Source organism: Vibrio rotiferianus (assembly GCF_002214395.1).
In the GTDB taxonomy this organism is placed as follows: Bacteria; Pseudomonadota; Gammaproteobacteria; order Enterobacterales; family Vibrionaceae; genus Vibrio; species Vibrio rotiferianus.
In genome coordinates this window covers 1,892,047-1,908,515 of sequence record NZ_CP018312.1, presented here as the reverse complement: position 1 = coordinate 1,908,515, position 16,469 = coordinate 1,892,047, and the positions used below count along the sequence as shown (strand labels likewise).

Below are 16,469 nucleotides of genomic sequence, written 5' to 3'. Positions count from 1 at the left end.
CAAAACAGTATCTATGCTTTAGGGGATTGTTGTCGCAGATGTCGATAGATCTATTCGCTAGCAAAGAAGAGCAAACTAACCGATAACCATCAACAGTAGTCAAATGTTATTACTTGGCAATTATTCAGCACATCGCCTCTCTCCGAAAAAGGGCACCATTCTGATTTATCGTGACTGTAAGTTACTAGTGTGATTCGTTGATTTAATCTGATCCTAATGAGGCCATACTGAAGTGAGCAAAACTTCAATAAAAAGGAAATATCCATTCTATTAATATCTTTTCTTTTTCTCTCTCTTTTTAATATCTACTTTTATAGTCAATTTATAATTTAATATAGTGGGTTACTATATTAATAGTATTGATGAGAATAATTCTTATGCCTGTTTTTCTAGTCTTGTTTATTAGTTGCTAGTTTGCACTTAATTGTTTCCAAAACAGGTCTAATTAAACTATCAATTATTATCGGTTTATTTTTAAGTTATTGATATTAAATGAATATGGATAAATTTAATTTAAGTTAACTAGTAGCATGTCACAGATTTCCCTCTACACAAAAATTGGCTTATTTAAATATCAATAGCCAACTCGAATCCTCTCTCTAAAATAACCACAACAATTATAAGCTTTACCCTAAGCGACAAAAATCAAAATAAAAATAACGATTCCAATAACGAAAACATGGAGGCTCAATGGCCAACTTATTGATATCTATTGCCCCTATTATTTTACTCATATGGATGATGACCAAGAAAAAGGCCATCCCTTCAAATATTGCGTTGCCGCTAACTGCACTTTTAGTCGGTGTCATTCAACTGTTTTACTTTAACGCGCACATCACGCCACTTTTGGCCAGTGCTATTGCAGGTGCACTATCTGCCATCACACCAATTTCGATTATCGCCGGAGCCATACTTTTAAATAGAACCATCTCTTTATCCGGTGCGGAAGCGGTCATCAAGCGTTGGCTAGAAGGCGTCAGCCGCAATCAAATTGCGCAGCTTATGATCATTGGTTGGGCGTTTGCCTTTATGATTGAAGGTGCATCAGGGTTTGGTACACCGGCGGCAATTGCAGCGCCAATCTTGGTTGGACTTGGTTTTCCGGCGCTTCGTGTGGCTATGTTGGCGCTTATTATGAACTCTGTGCCTGTCTCTTTTGGTGCGGTGGGTACGCCAACTTGGTTCGGCTTTAGTGGTCTTGGGCTAAGTGAACACGATCTACTCGAAATTGGTCGCACTTCTGCATTGCTGCATACGGTCGCTGCTGTTTTTATTCCGGTAATTGCGCTGAGCTTTGTCGTAAGCTGGAAGTCCATCCTACGTAATATCATCTTTATTCAGCTCAGCATTTTTTCCTGCACTTTGCCATACCTTGCTTTCGCGCAGTGGAACTATGAGTTTCCAGCACTGATTGGCGGGGCGATTGGTCTCACCATTTCTATTGTATTGGCGCGGTTAAATATCGGGATGGAGCCAAAACAGCCAGAGGAAAATGAGCAACAAGCGCAGATTCCAAGGGCCGAAATTATCAAGGCAATGAGTCCAACATTACTGCTTATCGCGATTCTCATTATTACTCGTATCCAGCAGCTAGGGATAAAGCAGCTCTTAACCGATTCGACTCAGCTATTCACCGTTCAACTTGGTCACTTTGCGGAGTTTAGTGTCTCGAATGCCTTAATCTTAAAGCTGAGCCAGATACTGGGAACTGATACGTCATGGGCATACAAAACCTTGTATGTGCCTGCATTAATCCCTTTCTTATTGGTGGTGCTCGTCAGTGCGCTCGTCTTCAAAATGAGTAGACAGCAGCTAGGCAAAGTGTTTACTGAAACGGGGCAGCGAATCAAAACACCTTTCATTGCACTTGTGGGTGCTCTGATCATGGTGAAGTTTATGATGATGGGAGATGCAAACTCTCCAATCATGACAACTGGCCGAGCGCTGTCTGATCTGTTGGGCACCAGTTGGCAGTTCTTTGCTTCATACCTTGGCGCGTTGGGCGCGTTCTTCTCTGGCTCGGCGACCGTTTCTAATCTCACCTTTGGTGGCATTCAACAAACCATTGCGCAGACAGTCGGCTTGCCACAAAACCTTATTTTAGCGCTGCAATCTGTCGGCGGTTCGATGGGTAACATGGTCTGTATTAATAACATCATCGCCGTTTCAACCATTTTGGGAATCGCCAATAAAGAGGGTTACATCATCAAGCGAACGGTGATCCCTATGGTTCTGTATGGCGTGATTGTCGCCTTAGTGAGCTGCGTTATTTAAACCAATTATGCCTACCTGCGCTGTAGTAAGGGCTTTGGGAACAGAGTCATGCAGGTGGGCAAACTATAAAAAATCACTGGATTTAGGGCGTATGCCGAGTAATCAAAGTCAGTGAACACTGGAGCATAAAAATGAAGGTTAACTTTTTTGTCACTTGTTTATGTGACTCTGTGAAATCGGAAGTCGCCAAAAAGACGGTGCTACTTCTAGAGCAGTTGGGCTGCGAGGTATTATTCCCAACTCAGCAAGGTTGTTGCGGTCAGCCGTCATTAAACAGCGGCTATATTGAGCAAAGCAAACCAGCCATGAAAAAGTTGATTGAGAGCTTTGAAGGCAATGACTTCCCGATCGTGACGCCTGCAGGTTCTTGCGCAGCTTCTATCAAAAAATACCCAGAATACTTAGCCTCTGAATCTGAGTGGGCTGAAAGAGCGCAAAAGGTTGCGGATCGCTTATTCGAGCTGACTCAGTTCATCGTTAACAAGTTAGATAAAGTGGATGTTGGCGCTCGTCTTAACGGCCGTGCGGTTTACCACCCATCCTGCAGCTTGATTCGTAAATTGGGTGTGCGTGAAGAGCCGCTCAAGCTTCTAGAAAATGTTGAAGGGTTGGAGATGCTGCCAATCAAAAACCAAGAAACGTGCTGCGGTTTTGGTGGGACTTTCTCAGTCAAAATGTCAGAAATTTCCGGCGAAATGGTGAAGGAAAAAGTCCGCCATATCAGTGATGTCAGCCCGGACTATTTAATTGGCGCTGATATTAGCTGTCTGATCAACATTGGTGGTCGTATTAGCCGTGAAGGCAAGCCTGTGAAAGTGATGCATATCGTTGATGTGCTGTTGAGTCGTTAAGGAGAAGAGTATGTCGATGAAAACCAGCGATGTGAACTTCAAGCAGCGCATCAAAGTCAAAATGCAAGATGAGTTTATGCGTCACTCGGTGGCGAACGCTCAGGAGCGCATGTTCAACAATCGCCAACTTGCGGCGAATAAGCTCGGCCACTGGGAAGAGTGGCGTGATATGGGCATGGACATTCGTAACCATGTATTAGAGAACCTAGATTACTACCTGCACCAACTGAGTGAAAACGTGGTTAAAAACGGAGGCAGTGTGTTTTTTGCTTCGACTGCAGAAGAGGCAACAGATTACATCGAAACCATCATTCAGCAGAAAGAGGCCAAAAAAGTCGTCAAATCCAAATCTATGGTGACGGAAGAGATTGGTCTAAACAAAGTGATTGAGCGTAATGGCTGCGAAGTGGTTGAAACCGATTTGGGTGAATACATTTTGCAAGTGGATGACTGCGATGCGCCTTCGCATATCGTTGTGCCGGCTCTACACAAAAATCGTACGCAAATTAAAGCGATTTTTAAAGACAAGCTCAACTACCAAGGCTCGGAAGATCCAGAAGAGATGACGCGCTTTGTACGTGATTATATTCGCCATGATTTTTTAGAGGCGGATATTGGCATTACCGGTTGTAACTTTGCTGTCGCGGAGTCGGGCACGGTTACTCTAGTCACCAATGAAGGTAATGCCCGTTTGGCGACGAGTTTGCCAAAAACGCATATTGCCGTGATGGGGATGGAGCGTATTGTTCCAACTTTTGAAGAACTGGATATTGTGATCAGTTTGCTTTGTCGCAGTGCGGTCGGTTTACCATTAACCGGGTACGTCACTGCCTTAACTGGCCCACGTGAAGCAGAGCATTGTGACGGCCCTGAAGAGTTCCATCTAGTGGTTGTCGACAATGGCCGATCAGATATTTTGGGCTCTGAGTTTAAAGACATCTTGCGCTGTGTTCGCTGCGCGGCTTGTGTGAATACGTGCCCGGCTTACCGTCACATTGGTGGCCAATCGTACGGCTCTATCTATTCGGGCCCAATTGGTGCGGTCCTTTCCCCACTTCTTGGCGGGTACGACGATTTCAAAGATCTGCCATACGCATGCAGCCTATGTAAATCTTGTCATGACGTTTGCCCAGTTAAGATCCCGCTTTCTGATCTACTTATGAAGCATCGTGAAAAAATGGCCAGTGACAAGATCACGCCTTTTAGTGAACGGGCTATCGTTTCTGGTTTCAACCTAATTAACGCTAAACCGCTTCTATGGGATATGAGCATCAAAGTGGGTGCAACAGTCGCTAGCGGTTTGATCCGAGATGGAAAAATGCCACTCAGTGTCGGCGCAATTAAGCAGTGGAATGAATCAAGAGATCTTCCAACTCCAGATGGCCAGTCATTCCGTAGCTGGTTTGCCAATCGAAAACAGAAATAAGGATCTCATGATGTCTACGTTAAAAGATAACAGCCAGGCAGCGGTTCATAATCGCGATCAGTTTCTGCTTAATATCGCCAATAAACTTGGTAGAAGCGCGCCGTTAACACAGGTTACAAGGCCTTTGCTTCGTCACTCTTGCCACCAAGAGGTGATGAAAGGGTTGAGTACCGATCAATTAAAGCAAGTATTGCAAGAGTATGCGCACACCTCGTTAGGGGCTGAAGTGATTGAGACGACAAAGAGCCAGCTTCAAGCAGTGTTGGGTGAAGTCTGTCAGCGTGCTTGCGCCGCCGAACAAGATACAAAGAGAGTCGATACGATTTTTTCAGCGTCTCCTGCTTTATTGGAACTTGTCGCGCTATCGGAGCTCGCGAACGAACAGCACCACGTACACATTTGGGATAACGCCTTAGGTTATGAAGCGAATATCACTATTGCGGAGCGCGCTAAGATTGGTGTCGTAATGGCGGAACAAGCACTCGCTGAGTCAGGAACTGTGGTGCTTTATAGCGATCCAAAACAAGGGCGCTCAATCAGCCTATTGCCTGAAAGTTCTGTCTTTGTAATTGCCAAAAGTACGTTGTTACCTCGCTTAACTCAGGCGACGATGGCACTGCACAACAAAGCTCAAAAGGGTGAACGCATTCCTTCATGCGTTAACTTTATCTCAGGGCCAAGCTCTACTGCTGATATTGAGCTGATCAAAGTGGTGGGGGTGCATGGCCCTGTGTCGGCGACTTACATCATCGTTGACGATATGTAATTAGAATTCAATTTGCTCTATGGGAACAGGGCATCAAGGCACATCTCATGTGGGTGTGCCTTTCTTCTATTAATGGCTCGTCTCTTATCAGGTGAACCGTTATAATCCTTTCATACTCTTGCTCTTTAGAGGATCTCCTATGCCGCAAGTTGATGATCTTATTCTGTTTACGCAAGTCGTTGAACACGGCTCTTTCAGTAAAGCTGCGGAGCATAACCACTCCACTAAATCGATGATCAGCAAAAGAGTGAGCAAGCTTGAAAGTGACCTTGGTACGCAACTGCTTTATCGCACCACTCGTAAACTGACGTTAACAGAGGCAGGAGAGGTGCTTTATCATCGCTCTAAAGATATCTACTCCACAGCCAATGCCGCGTTTAAGTCGATAACGGGTTACAACGAATCGTTGGCGGGTCATATTCGAATGTCGGTGCCAACTATTTCTGGCGAGTTGCTACTGGCTGAGTCCATTTCCGATTTTTGCAATAATAATCCTGGCCTAACCGTTGATATGTCGATGGATAACCACTTCGTTGACTTGATTGAAGATAACTATGATTTAGTGATCCGCACTGGCTATTTAGAGGATTCAAGTCTCATCGCGCGTTTCATATTTAACTCTCGCTGGATGATTTGCGCCTCTCCGCAGTACCTTGAAAAACACGGTGAACCGAAAACGCCAAAAGCCCTTCAAAGGCATAATTGCTTGGGTTACACCCATGAAACAGGTGGTACCTTTAACTGGCAGTTCAAATGCAACAGTGACAATTATACTTTGAAAGTGTCGGGAAATTTCTCTTCTGACAATGCCGCTGCACTGCGTAAAAGTGCGATAGCTGGCAATGGTCTCGCTTACTTACCGACATGTTTGGTCTATCAAGATCTTCAACAAGGAAAACTGGTAGAGGTGCTTTCAGAGCACACGAGTAAAGTGGTCGGGATTTACGCGGTTTATCCATACACTCGCAATCCGGCGAAACGAATCCAAGCATTGATTGAGCACATCAGAGAAAGCTATTTGTCGATTCAAGAGTGTTTTTAAACAGTCGAATTCGTTTTGGCTGATATTGTCTATTTAGATAGACCACATCCAGCTTCGCACCTACCACTGAGATTAAAGGTTCATCTTCATGCAGCTCTTAATGTGGCCTGCAATGAGGATGAATTAAAAGAGGTAGCGTACAAATGTTTGTTTATGCCGGATTTCCTGCAGTATTAAATGGCATGTTCGCTTTTAAAGAAGTTCTTGAAGAAAAGATTGAGCGTACAAATTTACTCGATTAGACAAGCAATACCCATTACCATAGTGCTAAATTCATTAGCTCGTGATTATTTATGTCTTTACCCCCTTGCCCAAACTGTAACTCAGAATACGTTTATCCAGACCAAGACTACCTTGTTTGCCCAGAGTGCGCTCACGAATGGAACCCGACTCAGGCAGCAGAAGAAGACGCCGTAAACGTGAAAGATGCCAACGGCACTTTGCTGCAGGAAGGTGATAAGGTCACGTTAGCGAAAGACTTAAAAGTAAAAGGCAGTTCGCTGGTGCTGAAGATCGGCACCAAAGCAGTGATTCGTCGTATTAAAGACGGCAAAGATCATCAACTAGATTGTAAAGTCGATGGCGCTGGTGAAATGATGGTAACTGCGCAGTTTGTGAAAAAAGCGTAATTTAGGTAATACTAGGTCAACAGACCCTAAACGTTTTCTATTAAAACCTCGGCTTATATACCGAGGTTTTTCTTTTTAGTTTCATTCTTTTTAATTCTCCGTCGGAAAATCACTCAGCTGATTTGTATCAGATATTTTCATATCTATTCTATTTCTCTTACCTACATAAAGATGCATGAGTAAAAATGGATACGAAAGAGTATGCGCCGGAGTATATACTCAAGTAACCTCGAAATGCTTGGTTCAGCGAGAATGACTTGGTTTGAAGGCGAGGCAACAATTTGAAGATCTAGTGGTTTTAAATCGAAAATTGTTAACGAAGCATGCGAACCAAGGCAACTCGCCCTTCGGGAGCGTGTCACTGAAGCAATTTCTTCGTCAAACAACTTGGAAAGAGCTAGCTATTCCGCTTCGTTGTTTTCCTTGAACTTGAATCAGTGACAACGCTCTGAACCCTGCATCTTGAAGTCACTTGAGTATACAAGTAAAGAAAAACTGGTAAGGGTTATGAGCGTCGGTGTTCTCGGCGCCGGAGTGTTTGGATTATATAAATTCATAGCTAAACCCTACCTAGAGGGTATTGCCTCAGATCCAGAATGTTACGAGATAATGGGAATGTCAGGGGTAGAGTTTGTATGGAACCTAATATTCTTTGGGTACCCATTTCTAATGTTCGTATTAACTGTTGTTTTGATGCTGCCTTTGGGGATTCGTGGTTTTATCGAGGGACAGTTCCCACCGAGAGGTGTCAAAGTATATAAGCCAACCGTTATTCGACGAGGTGCGTTGGGAGTGTTTTTCTCTGCCGTTCATATTGTTCTACCAGCGTCTGCTTTTGGCTTAACAGTTTGGGGGCATTTCCAAATAGATATAATGATGGCCTTGCACTCACCTCAACAGATTGCAGTGTGTACGCAAACATACAATCTGTGACCTTACTTCCTAAAAATTAACATATTAAATTCAATTATTTGTTGAATTTGAATTATTCATCGTAAAGATAAAAATAATTATAATATGTTGCACGGTATCTGGAATTACTTGTGTTATACCTCTGATATAATCGGATGCAATTTAAACAATAACAAAGGGCATCTTTTTATGTTCAACAACATGTCTATTAAGCAGAAGATAGTGCTTCCTCTTACTTTAATGATTGCATTATTAACTATCAGCTCTGTTTTAAATGTTCTGACGATGTGGAAGCAGGCAGAACTTACCGATACGCTCAATGAACAAATCATTCCAAACTTATTTACTATTGAGGATGCCTACCGCGATCTTTATCAAGCGACTTCGGCAATTCAAGGTTTAGCTCTCGCAGAAACTCAAGCTGAGATTGACCACCACCTGTTCGAATATAAAGACAACGCGTATAAAGCCCTTCCGCGCATGAAAAAGTCGCTGGAGTTAACCCAAGCGGGTTTGTTACCAGCAAATCAAGCTAACGAAACCCATCAGCTAGTGAGTTTGGGCGAAAAATGGCTCAATAGCTATGAAGAGATGATTAACTCACCACAATCTCAATGGTCGAGTTTTTACATGGAGCACAAAGGCCAATTCGACAAGCAGTTCGTTGCGGTTCGTAAACAGCTTAACGTAGTGAAAGATGCGATAGAAGCTGAGCAGAAGTCACTTAATGCTCAGATTCGTGCGGCATCGACTCGCGCGGAATTAATTTTGGGTGCTGGCATTGCAATCGTTATTCTTGCAGCTCTGGGAATGGTCATTGTGTTGCTTCGTACTGTAATGAAACCAATCAACGATATTAAAGACGCAATGACAGAAATTGCATCTGGTAATGGTGATTTGAGTCAGCGCATTAATATGAATGCGAAAGATGAGATTGGGCAGTTGGCTGGTGCTTTCAATGAGTTCGTTTCCAAGATCCAAACAACGGTGTCTCAAGTTATCGAGAGTACGAACACGCTACGTAACGAAATGTCGCACCTGAACGAGCTAACTGCGACCATTGCTAATTCTACCTCTCATCAGCAAAAAGACAGTGAAGCCGTAGCGGCTGCTGTCCATGAGATGCAGGTTACAAGCCGCAATGTAAGTGATAGTGCGACAGAAGCAGCGATGGCTAGCCAAACTGCTAATGAAGAACTCACCAACACCAATATTACTTTGGATAAGACCGTTCAATCGATTCGCTTACTTGCAACAGATATTGAAAGTGCAAGTGAGGTTATCAATACACTGGATAACGACGTAAGCAACATTGCTTCAGTATTGGATGTGATTCGCGGTATTGCAGAGCAGACGAACTTACTAGCATTGAATGCGGCGATTGAGGCAGCTCGTGCAGGTGAGCAAGGTCGTGGTTTTGCGGTAGTAGCGGATGAGGTTCGATCACTGGCTAGCCGCACTCAACAAAGTACTGGAGAAATTCAATCTATGATTGAAAAGCTTCAGTCTGGCGCCAAGCAGGCAGTAGAAGTAATGCAAGGCAGTCAACTAAGCAGCGAAGAAACCATTAGTTCTGCAGGACATGCAAGTGATTCATTAGCTGAAATCCTAAACGCGATTGCACGAATGAACGAGATGAATACCCACATTGCGACTGCAGCTAGCCAACAAAGTACCGTGAGCGATGATGTAAATAGAAACGTGCAAGGTATAGCAGACAGCAGTACTTCGATTGTAGATGTTGTGAATCAAGCGCAGCAATCACTGTCTATGCTATCTGAACAAACGCTACAACTAGATAAACAAGTGAGTCAGTTCCGAGTTTAATTTACTGCTGTCAGTATTCTAATTTTTGAGCCCGCCTTGTGCGGGCTTTATTTTTGGTCATCCCCATTTCTTTGTTACGAATTCTCTTATTTTGTCCACTCTTTTTTCTTGTTTTTATTGAGAATAAACTCACTTTGATTGCTCACAGAAAATTTGTTTTTCCAATAAAAAACCACCTAAATTGAGAGTTCAATAACAGCTTTCAAACAAACATTTTTGTCTATCGTAAAGAGCGGTAAATTTTGTTGTATGTACAACATTGAGTAATTATCATCCCGACTAATATTTGCTGGCTTCAAATAAAGCCAGATTTTTTAGTTAGGAAGAGAGAATTTTCATGACACGTAGAACCACGCTATCGCTTTTGATTGCGTCGAGCCTTTTATTGGCGGGATGTGAGCAAAGCCAAGAGGGACAAGCACAAGGTGGTCCAGCGCCAACTCCTGAAGTCACCGTGATGACGGTAGCACCGACTTATCAGGCATTAACGGTAGAATTACCAGGTCGTAGCCGAGCGTTTAAAGAAGCAGAAGTTCGTCCGCAGGTAACAGGCATTATTTCAGAGCGCAATTTCGTTGAGGGCGGTGTGGTCGAAAAAGGTCAGTCGCTTTACCAGATCGATGACTCTACATTCCAAGCTGATCTGCTAAGTGCTGAAGCGGAGCTTATTCGCGCGCAAGCATCTGAAGAATCGACGTACTCAACCGTTCGTCGTTACCGCGCGTTGATCACTAAGAAGTCTATCAGTCAGCAAGATCTTGACGAGGCAGAAGCGGCTTACAAAGAAGCGAAAGCGCAAGTGTTGGTAGCAAAAGCGAAGATCAACACAGCGAAGATCAATCTGTCTTACGCACAAGTGAAAGCGCCAATCAGTGGTGTGATCAGCAAGTCAAACGTGACGGCGGGTGCGCTGGTAACGGCAAACCAATCGGCGACGCTGACGACCATCCAACAACTAGACCCAATCAATGTTGATATCGTGCAATCTTCTGCTCAGCTACTTCGTTTGAAAGCAGCGATGTCACAAGGCCACTTGCAAAAAGACGAGTCCGCTCAGGTGACACTAACGCTTGAAGACGGTTCGACTTACGCGCACAAAGGCACGATGAAGTTTACTGAGGTAAACGTAGACGAAAGTACTGGCAGCGTAACGCTACGTGCAGAATTCGCGAATCCAGAAGGTTTGTTGCTACCGGGTATGTTCGTGCGTGCAACGGTCACTGTTGGTGTGGATCCTGTGGCGATTCTTATCCCGCAAAACACGGTAACGCGTGACGCAACGGGCAAAGCATCGGTTATGACAGTGGGGTCGGACAACAAAGTGACGATTACTCCGGTAACGACAGCGGAATCTATCGATAACCAGTGGCGTATCACTGAAGGCTTAAAAGCGGGTGACAAAGTTATTACGACGGGGCTTCAAATGGTTCGACCTGGTAGCCCAGTGACCATTCAATCAGGTGAGCAGGCATAATCATGGCACGATTCTTTATCGATCGTCCGGTATTTGCTTGGGTACTTGCGATTCTGACCATGTTGGCGGGCGTGATGTCCTTGTTCAACTTGCCAGTTTCTCAATACCCAACGATTTCACCGACCACGATCTCTATCAGTGCTCGTTACCCTGGCGCTTCTGCGAAAACCGTAGAAGACTCTGTGACTCAGGTTATCGAGCAAAACATGACCGGTCTGGACTACCTGCGCTACCTAAACTCAAGCAGTGATGCGTTTGGTAACGCAACCATCACGCTGACGTTTGATAGCGAAGCGGATCCAGATATCGCGCAAGTTCAGGTACAGAACAAACTGCAATTGGCGATGACATCACTTCCGATGGAAGTACAAAGCCAAGGTATCGTTGTAAACAAATCTAACACCTCATTCTTGATGGTTGTGGCGGTTTATTCAGAAGACCCGGACTTTACGGAAAATGACATCGGTGACTTTGTTGTTACCAATATTCAAGATCCGATCAGCCGTGTTACGGGTGTAGGTCAAGTGCAAGCGTTTGGTTCTCAATACGCAATGCGTGTTTGGCTAGACCCATTCAAATTGACTCAGTTCAACCTTACTGCAATCGACGTTGCGAACGCTATTCGTGAGCAGAACGCGCAGGTTTCTTCTGGTCAGTTGGGTGCAGCCCCTGCGCAGAAAGGTCAGTTGCTTAACGCGACGATTTCTTCGGCAAGCCGTTTAACCAGCGTGGCTGAATTTAGAAACATCATTTTGAAATCAGAAGCGAACGGCTCGAATGTTTACCTGAAAGACGTGGCGCGTGTTGAGCGCGGCGCGGAAAGCTACGACATCAAAGGTCAGTACAACGGCTTCCCGGCGGCAGGTCTTGGTATCTCTCTCGGTACTGGTGCGAACGCGCTAGAAACGGCAGAAGCTGTAAAAGAACGCCTTGGTCAGCTAAGTGCGACTTTCCCAGATGGCTTGAAGATCGCTTACCCGTTCGAAACAACGCCATTCGTTGACGCGTCGATCAAAGAAGTAATCAAGACACTGCTTGAAGCGATCGTGTTGGTATTTTTGATCATGTACCTGTTCTTGCAGAACTTCCGTGCAACGATCATTCCAACGATTGCGGTTCCGGTGGTATTGCTGGGTACGTTCGCGATCCTTTACGCGACAGGCTTTAGTGTTAACACCTTAACCATGTTTGCGATGGTTCTGGCTATCGGCTTGCTAGTGGATGATGCGATCGTTGTGGTTGAGAACGTGGAACGTGTGATGCACGAAGATGGTCTCGATCCAAAAGAAGCGACCAAGAAGTCGATGGGGCAGATCACTGGCGCGCTAGTGGGTGTTGGTTTGACGCTATCTGCGGTATTCGTACCGATGGCGTTTATGTCGGGCTCAACTGGCGTTATCTACCGTCAGTTCTCTATCACCATCGTAGCGGCGATGACGCTATCGGTATTGGTGGCGATCATTCTTACTCCGGCACTTTGTGCGAGCTTACTGAAAAAAGGCGATGCGGAATTTTCGGATAAGAAAGGCTTCTTCGGCTGGTTCAACCGCAAGTTTGATGCAGCAACGGCGGGTTACGAAGCGGGCGTAGCGAAAATGCTAAAACGCACGGGTCGCATGCTATTGGTGTTCGTGGCGATGAGTGCGGGTGCAGGTTGGTTGTTCATGAACCTACCGACGTCGTTCCTACCGGATGAAGACCAAGGTACCGTATTCTCAATGGCAATCTTGCCACCGAACTCGACTCAAGAGCAGACGGAAAAGACGCTAGAAAAAGTTCGTGATTACTTCTTAGAAGAAGAAAAGGACAACGTTAAATCTGTCTTCTCTGTAGCGGGCTTCAGCTTCGCGGGTCAAGGTCAGAACATGGGTATGGCGTTTATCGGTCTGAAAGATTGGTCAGAACGTGAAGCCCCGGGTTCGGATGCGGCTTCGCTAACAGGTCGTGCGATGGGTTATTTCTCAACGATTAAAGAAGCAATGGTGTTTGCATTTGCGCCACCAGCGATTCAAGAGTTGGGTAACGCGACTGGTTTCGATTTCTACCTACAAGACTCAACCGGTAACGGTCATGAGGCGCTTGTAGCGGCTCAATACCAAATCCTAGGTATGGCAGCACAGAACCCGAAACTAGTGGGCGTGCGTCCAAACGGCCAAGCTGATGCGCCGATGTACCAAGTAAACATCGACCACGTGAAACTGCGTGCGCTGGATGTGAGCATCAATGATGTAAACCAAATCCTATCCTCAGCATGGGGTGGCGCGTACATCAACGACTACATCGACCGCGGACGCGTGAAGAAAGTGCTGGTGCAGAGTGATTCTGAATACCGTATGCAGCCGAAAGACTTCGACTCATGGTACGTGCGTAACTCACAAGGTGAAATGGTGCCATTTTCGGCATTCGCAACGGGTGAGTGGACTTACGGTTCTCCGCTATTGCAACGTTTTAACGGTCTACCAGCGATGAACATCCAAGGTGGCGCGGCTCCGGGCGTAAGTACCGGTGAAGCAATGGCAGAAATCGAAGCCATGGTAGAAAAACTGCCTCCTGGCTTTACGGTGAACTGGAACGGTATTTCTTACGAGGAACGTCTGTCTGGTAACCAAGCGCCAATGCTTTACGCGCTATCGATTTTGGTTGTCTTCCTTGTACTAGCAGCACTTTATGAGAGCTGGTCAGTACCATTCGCGGTTGTGCTTGTAGTGCCTCTCGGCGTGCTAGGTGCGGTACTTGCGGTCATGACTCGTGGTATGGATAACGACGTATTCTTCCAAGTTAGCTTGTTGACCACTGTTGGTCTGGCAACGAAGAACGCGATCCTTATTGTGGAATTTGCGAAAGAATACTATGAAAAAGGCGCGGGCTTGATTGAAGCAACGCTGCATGCGGTACGTGTTCGTCTTCGTCCGATTATCATGACCTCACTTGCGTTTGGTCTTGGTGTAGTGCCACTGGCAATCAGTGCGGGTGTAGGTTCTGCGGGTCAGAACGCGGTAGGTACGGGTGTACTTGGCGGTATGGTAAGTGCGACCTTGCTTGGTATCTTCTTCGTGCCTGTGTTCTTCGTTGTGGTTGAGCGTTTGTTCGACCGCCGCGCAAGAAAAGAAGCACAAAAAGAGCAAGTGGAATCTACTTCACAACCAACGGTAAGCCAAGAGTAGGACTTAGCACTAAAGACTAAGTTATACTATTGCTAATAAGTACAAGAAAAGGGCGCTTCGGCGTCCTTTATTTTTGGATTCAATTGGATAGTTTGCGTTTGAAGTGAAATATTGAGCCAAGAGCGTGTGGCAATTAGATTCCTGAACTCGCCTAGGCTCGTCGGAATGACGGGGTATTGCTCTCTCGGTTATGTTTCTCGTCATTCTGAACAGCGAGGAGCGAGCATGATTCAGAATCTGCTCACCGAGTGCTGTGGCTTTACGTGAAACATTGAGTGGGAGCGTGTGGCAGTTAGATTCCTGATCTCGCCTAGGCTCGTCGGAATGACGGGGTGTTGTTCTCTCGGTTATGTTTCTCGTCATTCCCGAAAGCGACGAAGGAGTGCAGTCGGGAATCTCTCGTAAACGCAGTACTATCCAAATGAAAACAAAGCCGAAAGTAGAATAGGCAAGTATGAAAGATCAGAAGATTTCTCCGATATCCGTGTTGGATCAAAGCCCGATGTTTGTGTGCAGCGTGATGAACCGAACCTTCCGCAATCGTGCCCAAGCAGAGCTATCGCGTCAGGACTTAATGACGTTGGAAATGGCGAGTGCCTTAGCAGCGTTAGAAGAGTTTCAGCCAATGAGCCAGCAAGAGTTAGCGGATGCGGTTCTAACGGAGCGAAGCGTCGCAAAACGCATGGTGGATAACTTAGAGAAGCGCGGCTTTGTTCAAGTATCTAAGTGCGAGACCAATCAAAGACTGAAGATTCTGACGCTCACCAAAGAAGGGGTAGAAGCGGTACGCAAAGTGCACCGCATCATGACTAACCTCAAGCAAGATTTCTTCTCTTGTCTGACGGAGGAGGAATCCGATGAATTCTTCCGTTTGGTGCGTAAAATGACCTTAGCCAACCATTCCTAAGCATCTACCGAGCTTTTGTGTTCGTGAGGCTTTGTTGTTAAATCAAGCCATACGCATTTAAAATCACAATCCCTACGGTACAAGTCATTGTTGAAAGCACAGTGGTTAGAGCGATGATGTTCGCCGCCAAGACAGAATTACCTCCCATCGAGCGCGCCATAACGTAGCTTGCTGCCGCAACGGGAGAAGCGTTCATAAAGAACAGAATACCAAGCTCGATACCTCTAAAACCGACCCAATAGGCCCCTGTGGTAATCACGATAGGAGCAACCAGTAACTTGTAGCTACTGGCGAACCAAGACGGCCCTTTCTCTTTCTTCATCAAACTTAAATCGAGAGAGCCTCCGGTACACAGAAGGGCGAGGGGAAGTGTCATCTTTGATAGATAGTTACCGGCATCAATCGCCACATCCGGAACAGGAATCGACAGCAGGTAGAACACCATGCCAGAAACAATCGAGATGATCAGCGGATTGCGGGTTAAGGTCCTCATCATCAGTTTGGCGGCTTGAGAGCCAGACGTAGCTCCTTTGGGAGACAAACAAATCACCGCTTGTACGTTATAGATAAAGGTCGTTACCGCGACATAAAGCGCAGCCAGAGCCACTCCTTGAGAACCGTAAGCATTCGCCACATACGCAATACCAATGATGCCCGTATTGGCGCGAAAGCCACCTTGAATCAAAACACCTTGATCTAGCGAAGATTTGAAGATCAGTTTGACGGAAATATAGGTGAAGATGAAAAACGAAATGCTGGCAACAATGCCGTAATTGACAAAGCCACTGGCTGCGGAGAAATCATGCTCGGAGACGACGATACTCAAGAACAACATCGCGGGCAGCGTGACCTGAAACACCAGTTTAGACCCGACTTCGATAAAGTTGTCGTTGATAAGCCCAATGCGTTTGAAGATAACGCCTAGCACCAACATTAAGCAGATGGGGCCAGTGATCGACAACGAGAATTGCAACTGATGTAAAACAGCATCCATGAGTGTATCCGCAGCAATGAAAAGAGTTTTGTTTTATATCTTCAAGTAACCTCGTCCTTTGGGCGCGAGTCATTTACCTTTTGTTGCCCCCAACAATTTGGAACTCGCTGGCTATTACGTTGCATTGCTTTTCTTGAGTTCTAGTTAATGGCAACGCTCTAAATCCGGCACCTTGAAGTTTTTCGATATAAGTACATTAAGCC

11 protein-coding genes and 1 pseudogene are annotated in these 16,469 nt (G+C 45.6%); 11 read left to right on the top strand and 1 reads right to left on the bottom strand.

Annotation, left to right across the window (positions count from 1 at the left end):
• The first annotated feature begins 690 nt into the window (after positions 1 to 690).
• From BSZ04_RS17935 to BSZ04_RS17880, 11 genes and pseudogenes are all read left to right on the top strand, one after another.
• Complete coding sequence (locus tag BSZ04_RS17935) at positions 691 to 2,274, top strand: L-lactate permease (RefSeq protein WP_088881042.1); 1,584 nt, start codon at positions 691 to 693, stop codon at positions 2,272 to 2,274.
• Positions 2,275 to 2,405: 131 nt separating this feature from the next.
• Positions 2,406 to 3,125, top strand: coding sequence for a (Fe-S)-binding protein (locus BSZ04_RS17930; protein ID WP_088881041.1), 720 nt, complete (start codon positions 2,406 to 2,408; stop codon positions 3,123 to 3,125).
• Between the two features lie 10 nt (positions 3,126 to 3,135).
• Positions 3,136 to 4,551 carry a LutB/LldF family L-lactate oxidation iron-sulfur protein gene (locus BSZ04_RS17925; protein WP_088881040.1) on the top strand — a complete coding sequence of 472 codons (1,416 nt, stop codon included), beginning with the start codon at positions 3,136 to 3,138 and terminating at the stop codon, positions 4,549 to 4,551.
• Positions 4,552 to 4,561: 10 nt separating this feature from the next.
• A complete protein-coding gene (locus tag BSZ04_RS17920; protein ID WP_088881039.1) occupies positions 4,562 to 5,317 on the top strand; it encodes a LutC/YkgG family protein in 756 nt (251 codons plus the stop codon).
• Between the two features lie 139 nt (positions 5,318 to 5,456).
• Positions 5,457 to 6,359, top strand: a complete 903-nt coding sequence (locus tag BSZ04_RS17915; protein ID WP_088881038.1) for a LysR family transcriptional regulator — start codon at positions 5,457 to 5,459, stop codon at positions 6,357 to 6,359.
• Between the two features lie 69 nt (positions 6,360 to 6,428).
• A pseudogene (locus tag BSZ04_RS17910) lies at positions 6,429 to 6,601 on the top strand (carboxymuconolactone decarboxylase family protein); the annotation flags it as partial.
• A 51-nt stretch (positions 6,602 to 6,652) separates the two neighbouring features.
• Complete coding sequence (locus BSZ04_RS17905; protein ID WP_088881037.1) at positions 6,653 to 6,988, top strand: zinc ribbon domain-containing protein YjdM; 336 nt, start codon at positions 6,653 to 6,655, stop codon at positions 6,986 to 6,988.
• Positions 6,989 to 8,089: 1,101 nt separating this feature from the next.
• On the top strand, positions 8,090 to 9,727 hold the full coding sequence (locus tag BSZ04_RS17895) for a methyl-accepting chemotaxis protein (protein WP_088881035.1): 1,638 nt from the start codon (positions 8,090 to 8,092) through the stop codon (positions 9,725 to 9,727).
• Positions 9,728 to 10,064: 337 nt separating this feature from the next.
• Positions 10,065 to 11,201, top strand: a complete 1,137-nt coding sequence (locus BSZ04_RS17890) for an efflux RND transporter periplasmic adaptor subunit (RefSeq protein ID WP_088881034.1) — start codon at positions 10,065 to 10,067, stop codon at positions 11,199 to 11,201.
• A gap of 2 nt (positions 11,202 to 11,203) precedes the next feature.
• Positions 11,204 to 14,365, top strand: coding sequence for an efflux RND transporter permease subunit (locus BSZ04_RS17885; RefSeq protein WP_088881033.1), 3,162 nt, complete (start codon positions 11,204 to 11,206; stop codon positions 14,363 to 14,365).
• Positions 14,366 to 14,819: 454 nt separating this feature from the next.
• Complete coding sequence (locus BSZ04_RS17880; RefSeq protein ID WP_088881032.1) at positions 14,820 to 15,272, top strand: MarR family winged helix-turn-helix transcriptional regulator; 453 nt, start codon at positions 14,820 to 14,822, stop codon at positions 15,270 to 15,272.
• Between the two features lie 37 nt (positions 15,273 to 15,309).
• On the opposite strand, the gene BSZ04_RS17875 is transcribed toward BSZ04_RS17880, so the two are convergent.
• A complete protein-coding gene (locus BSZ04_RS17875; RefSeq protein WP_088881031.1) occupies positions 15,310 to 16,266 on the bottom strand; it encodes an AEC family transporter in 957 nt (318 codons plus the stop codon).
• Between the last annotated feature and the right edge of the window lie 203 nt (positions 16,267 to 16,469).

Bases quoted from the DNA above. Each gene is read 5' to 3' on its own strand.
- BSZ04_RS17905 (WP_088881037.1), top strand. From the start codon at position 6,653: ATGTCTTTACCCCCTTGCCCAAACTGTAACTCAGAATACGTTTATCCA.
- BSZ04_RS17880 (WP_088881032.1), top strand. From the start codon at position 14,820: ATGAAAGATCAGAAGATTTCTCCGATATCCGTGTTGGATCAAAGCCCG.
- BSZ04_RS17875 (WP_088881031.1), bottom strand. From the start codon at position 16,266: ATGGATGCTGTTTTACATCAGTTGCAATTCTCGTTGTCGATCACTGGC.
- BSZ04_RS17885 (WP_088881033.1), top strand. From the start codon at position 11,204: ATGGCACGATTCTTTATCGATCGTCCGGTATTTGCTTGGGTACTTGCG.
- BSZ04_RS17920 (WP_088881039.1), top strand. From the start codon at position 4,562: ATGTCTACGTTAAAAGATAACAGCCAGGCAGCGGTTCATAATCGCGAT.
- BSZ04_RS17935 (WP_088881042.1), top strand. From the start codon at position 691: ATGGCCAACTTATTGATATCTATTGCCCCTATTATTTTACTCATATGG.
- BSZ04_RS17895 (WP_088881035.1), top strand. From the start codon at position 8,090: ATGTTCAACAACATGTCTATTAAGCAGAAGATAGTGCTTCCTCTTACT.
- BSZ04_RS17890 (WP_088881034.1), top strand. From the start codon at position 10,065: ATGACACGTAGAACCACGCTATCGCTTTTGATTGCGTCGAGCCTTTTA.
- BSZ04_RS17925 (WP_088881040.1), top strand. From the start codon at position 3,136: ATGTCGATGAAAACCAGCGATGTGAACTTCAAGCAGCGCATCAAAGTC.
- BSZ04_RS17915 (WP_088881038.1), top strand. From the start codon at position 5,457: ATGCCGCAAGTTGATGATCTTATTCTGTTTACGCAAGTCGTTGAACAC.
- BSZ04_RS17930 (WP_088881041.1), top strand. From the start codon at position 2,406: ATGAAGGTTAACTTTTTTGTCACTTGTTTATGTGACTCTGTGAAATCG.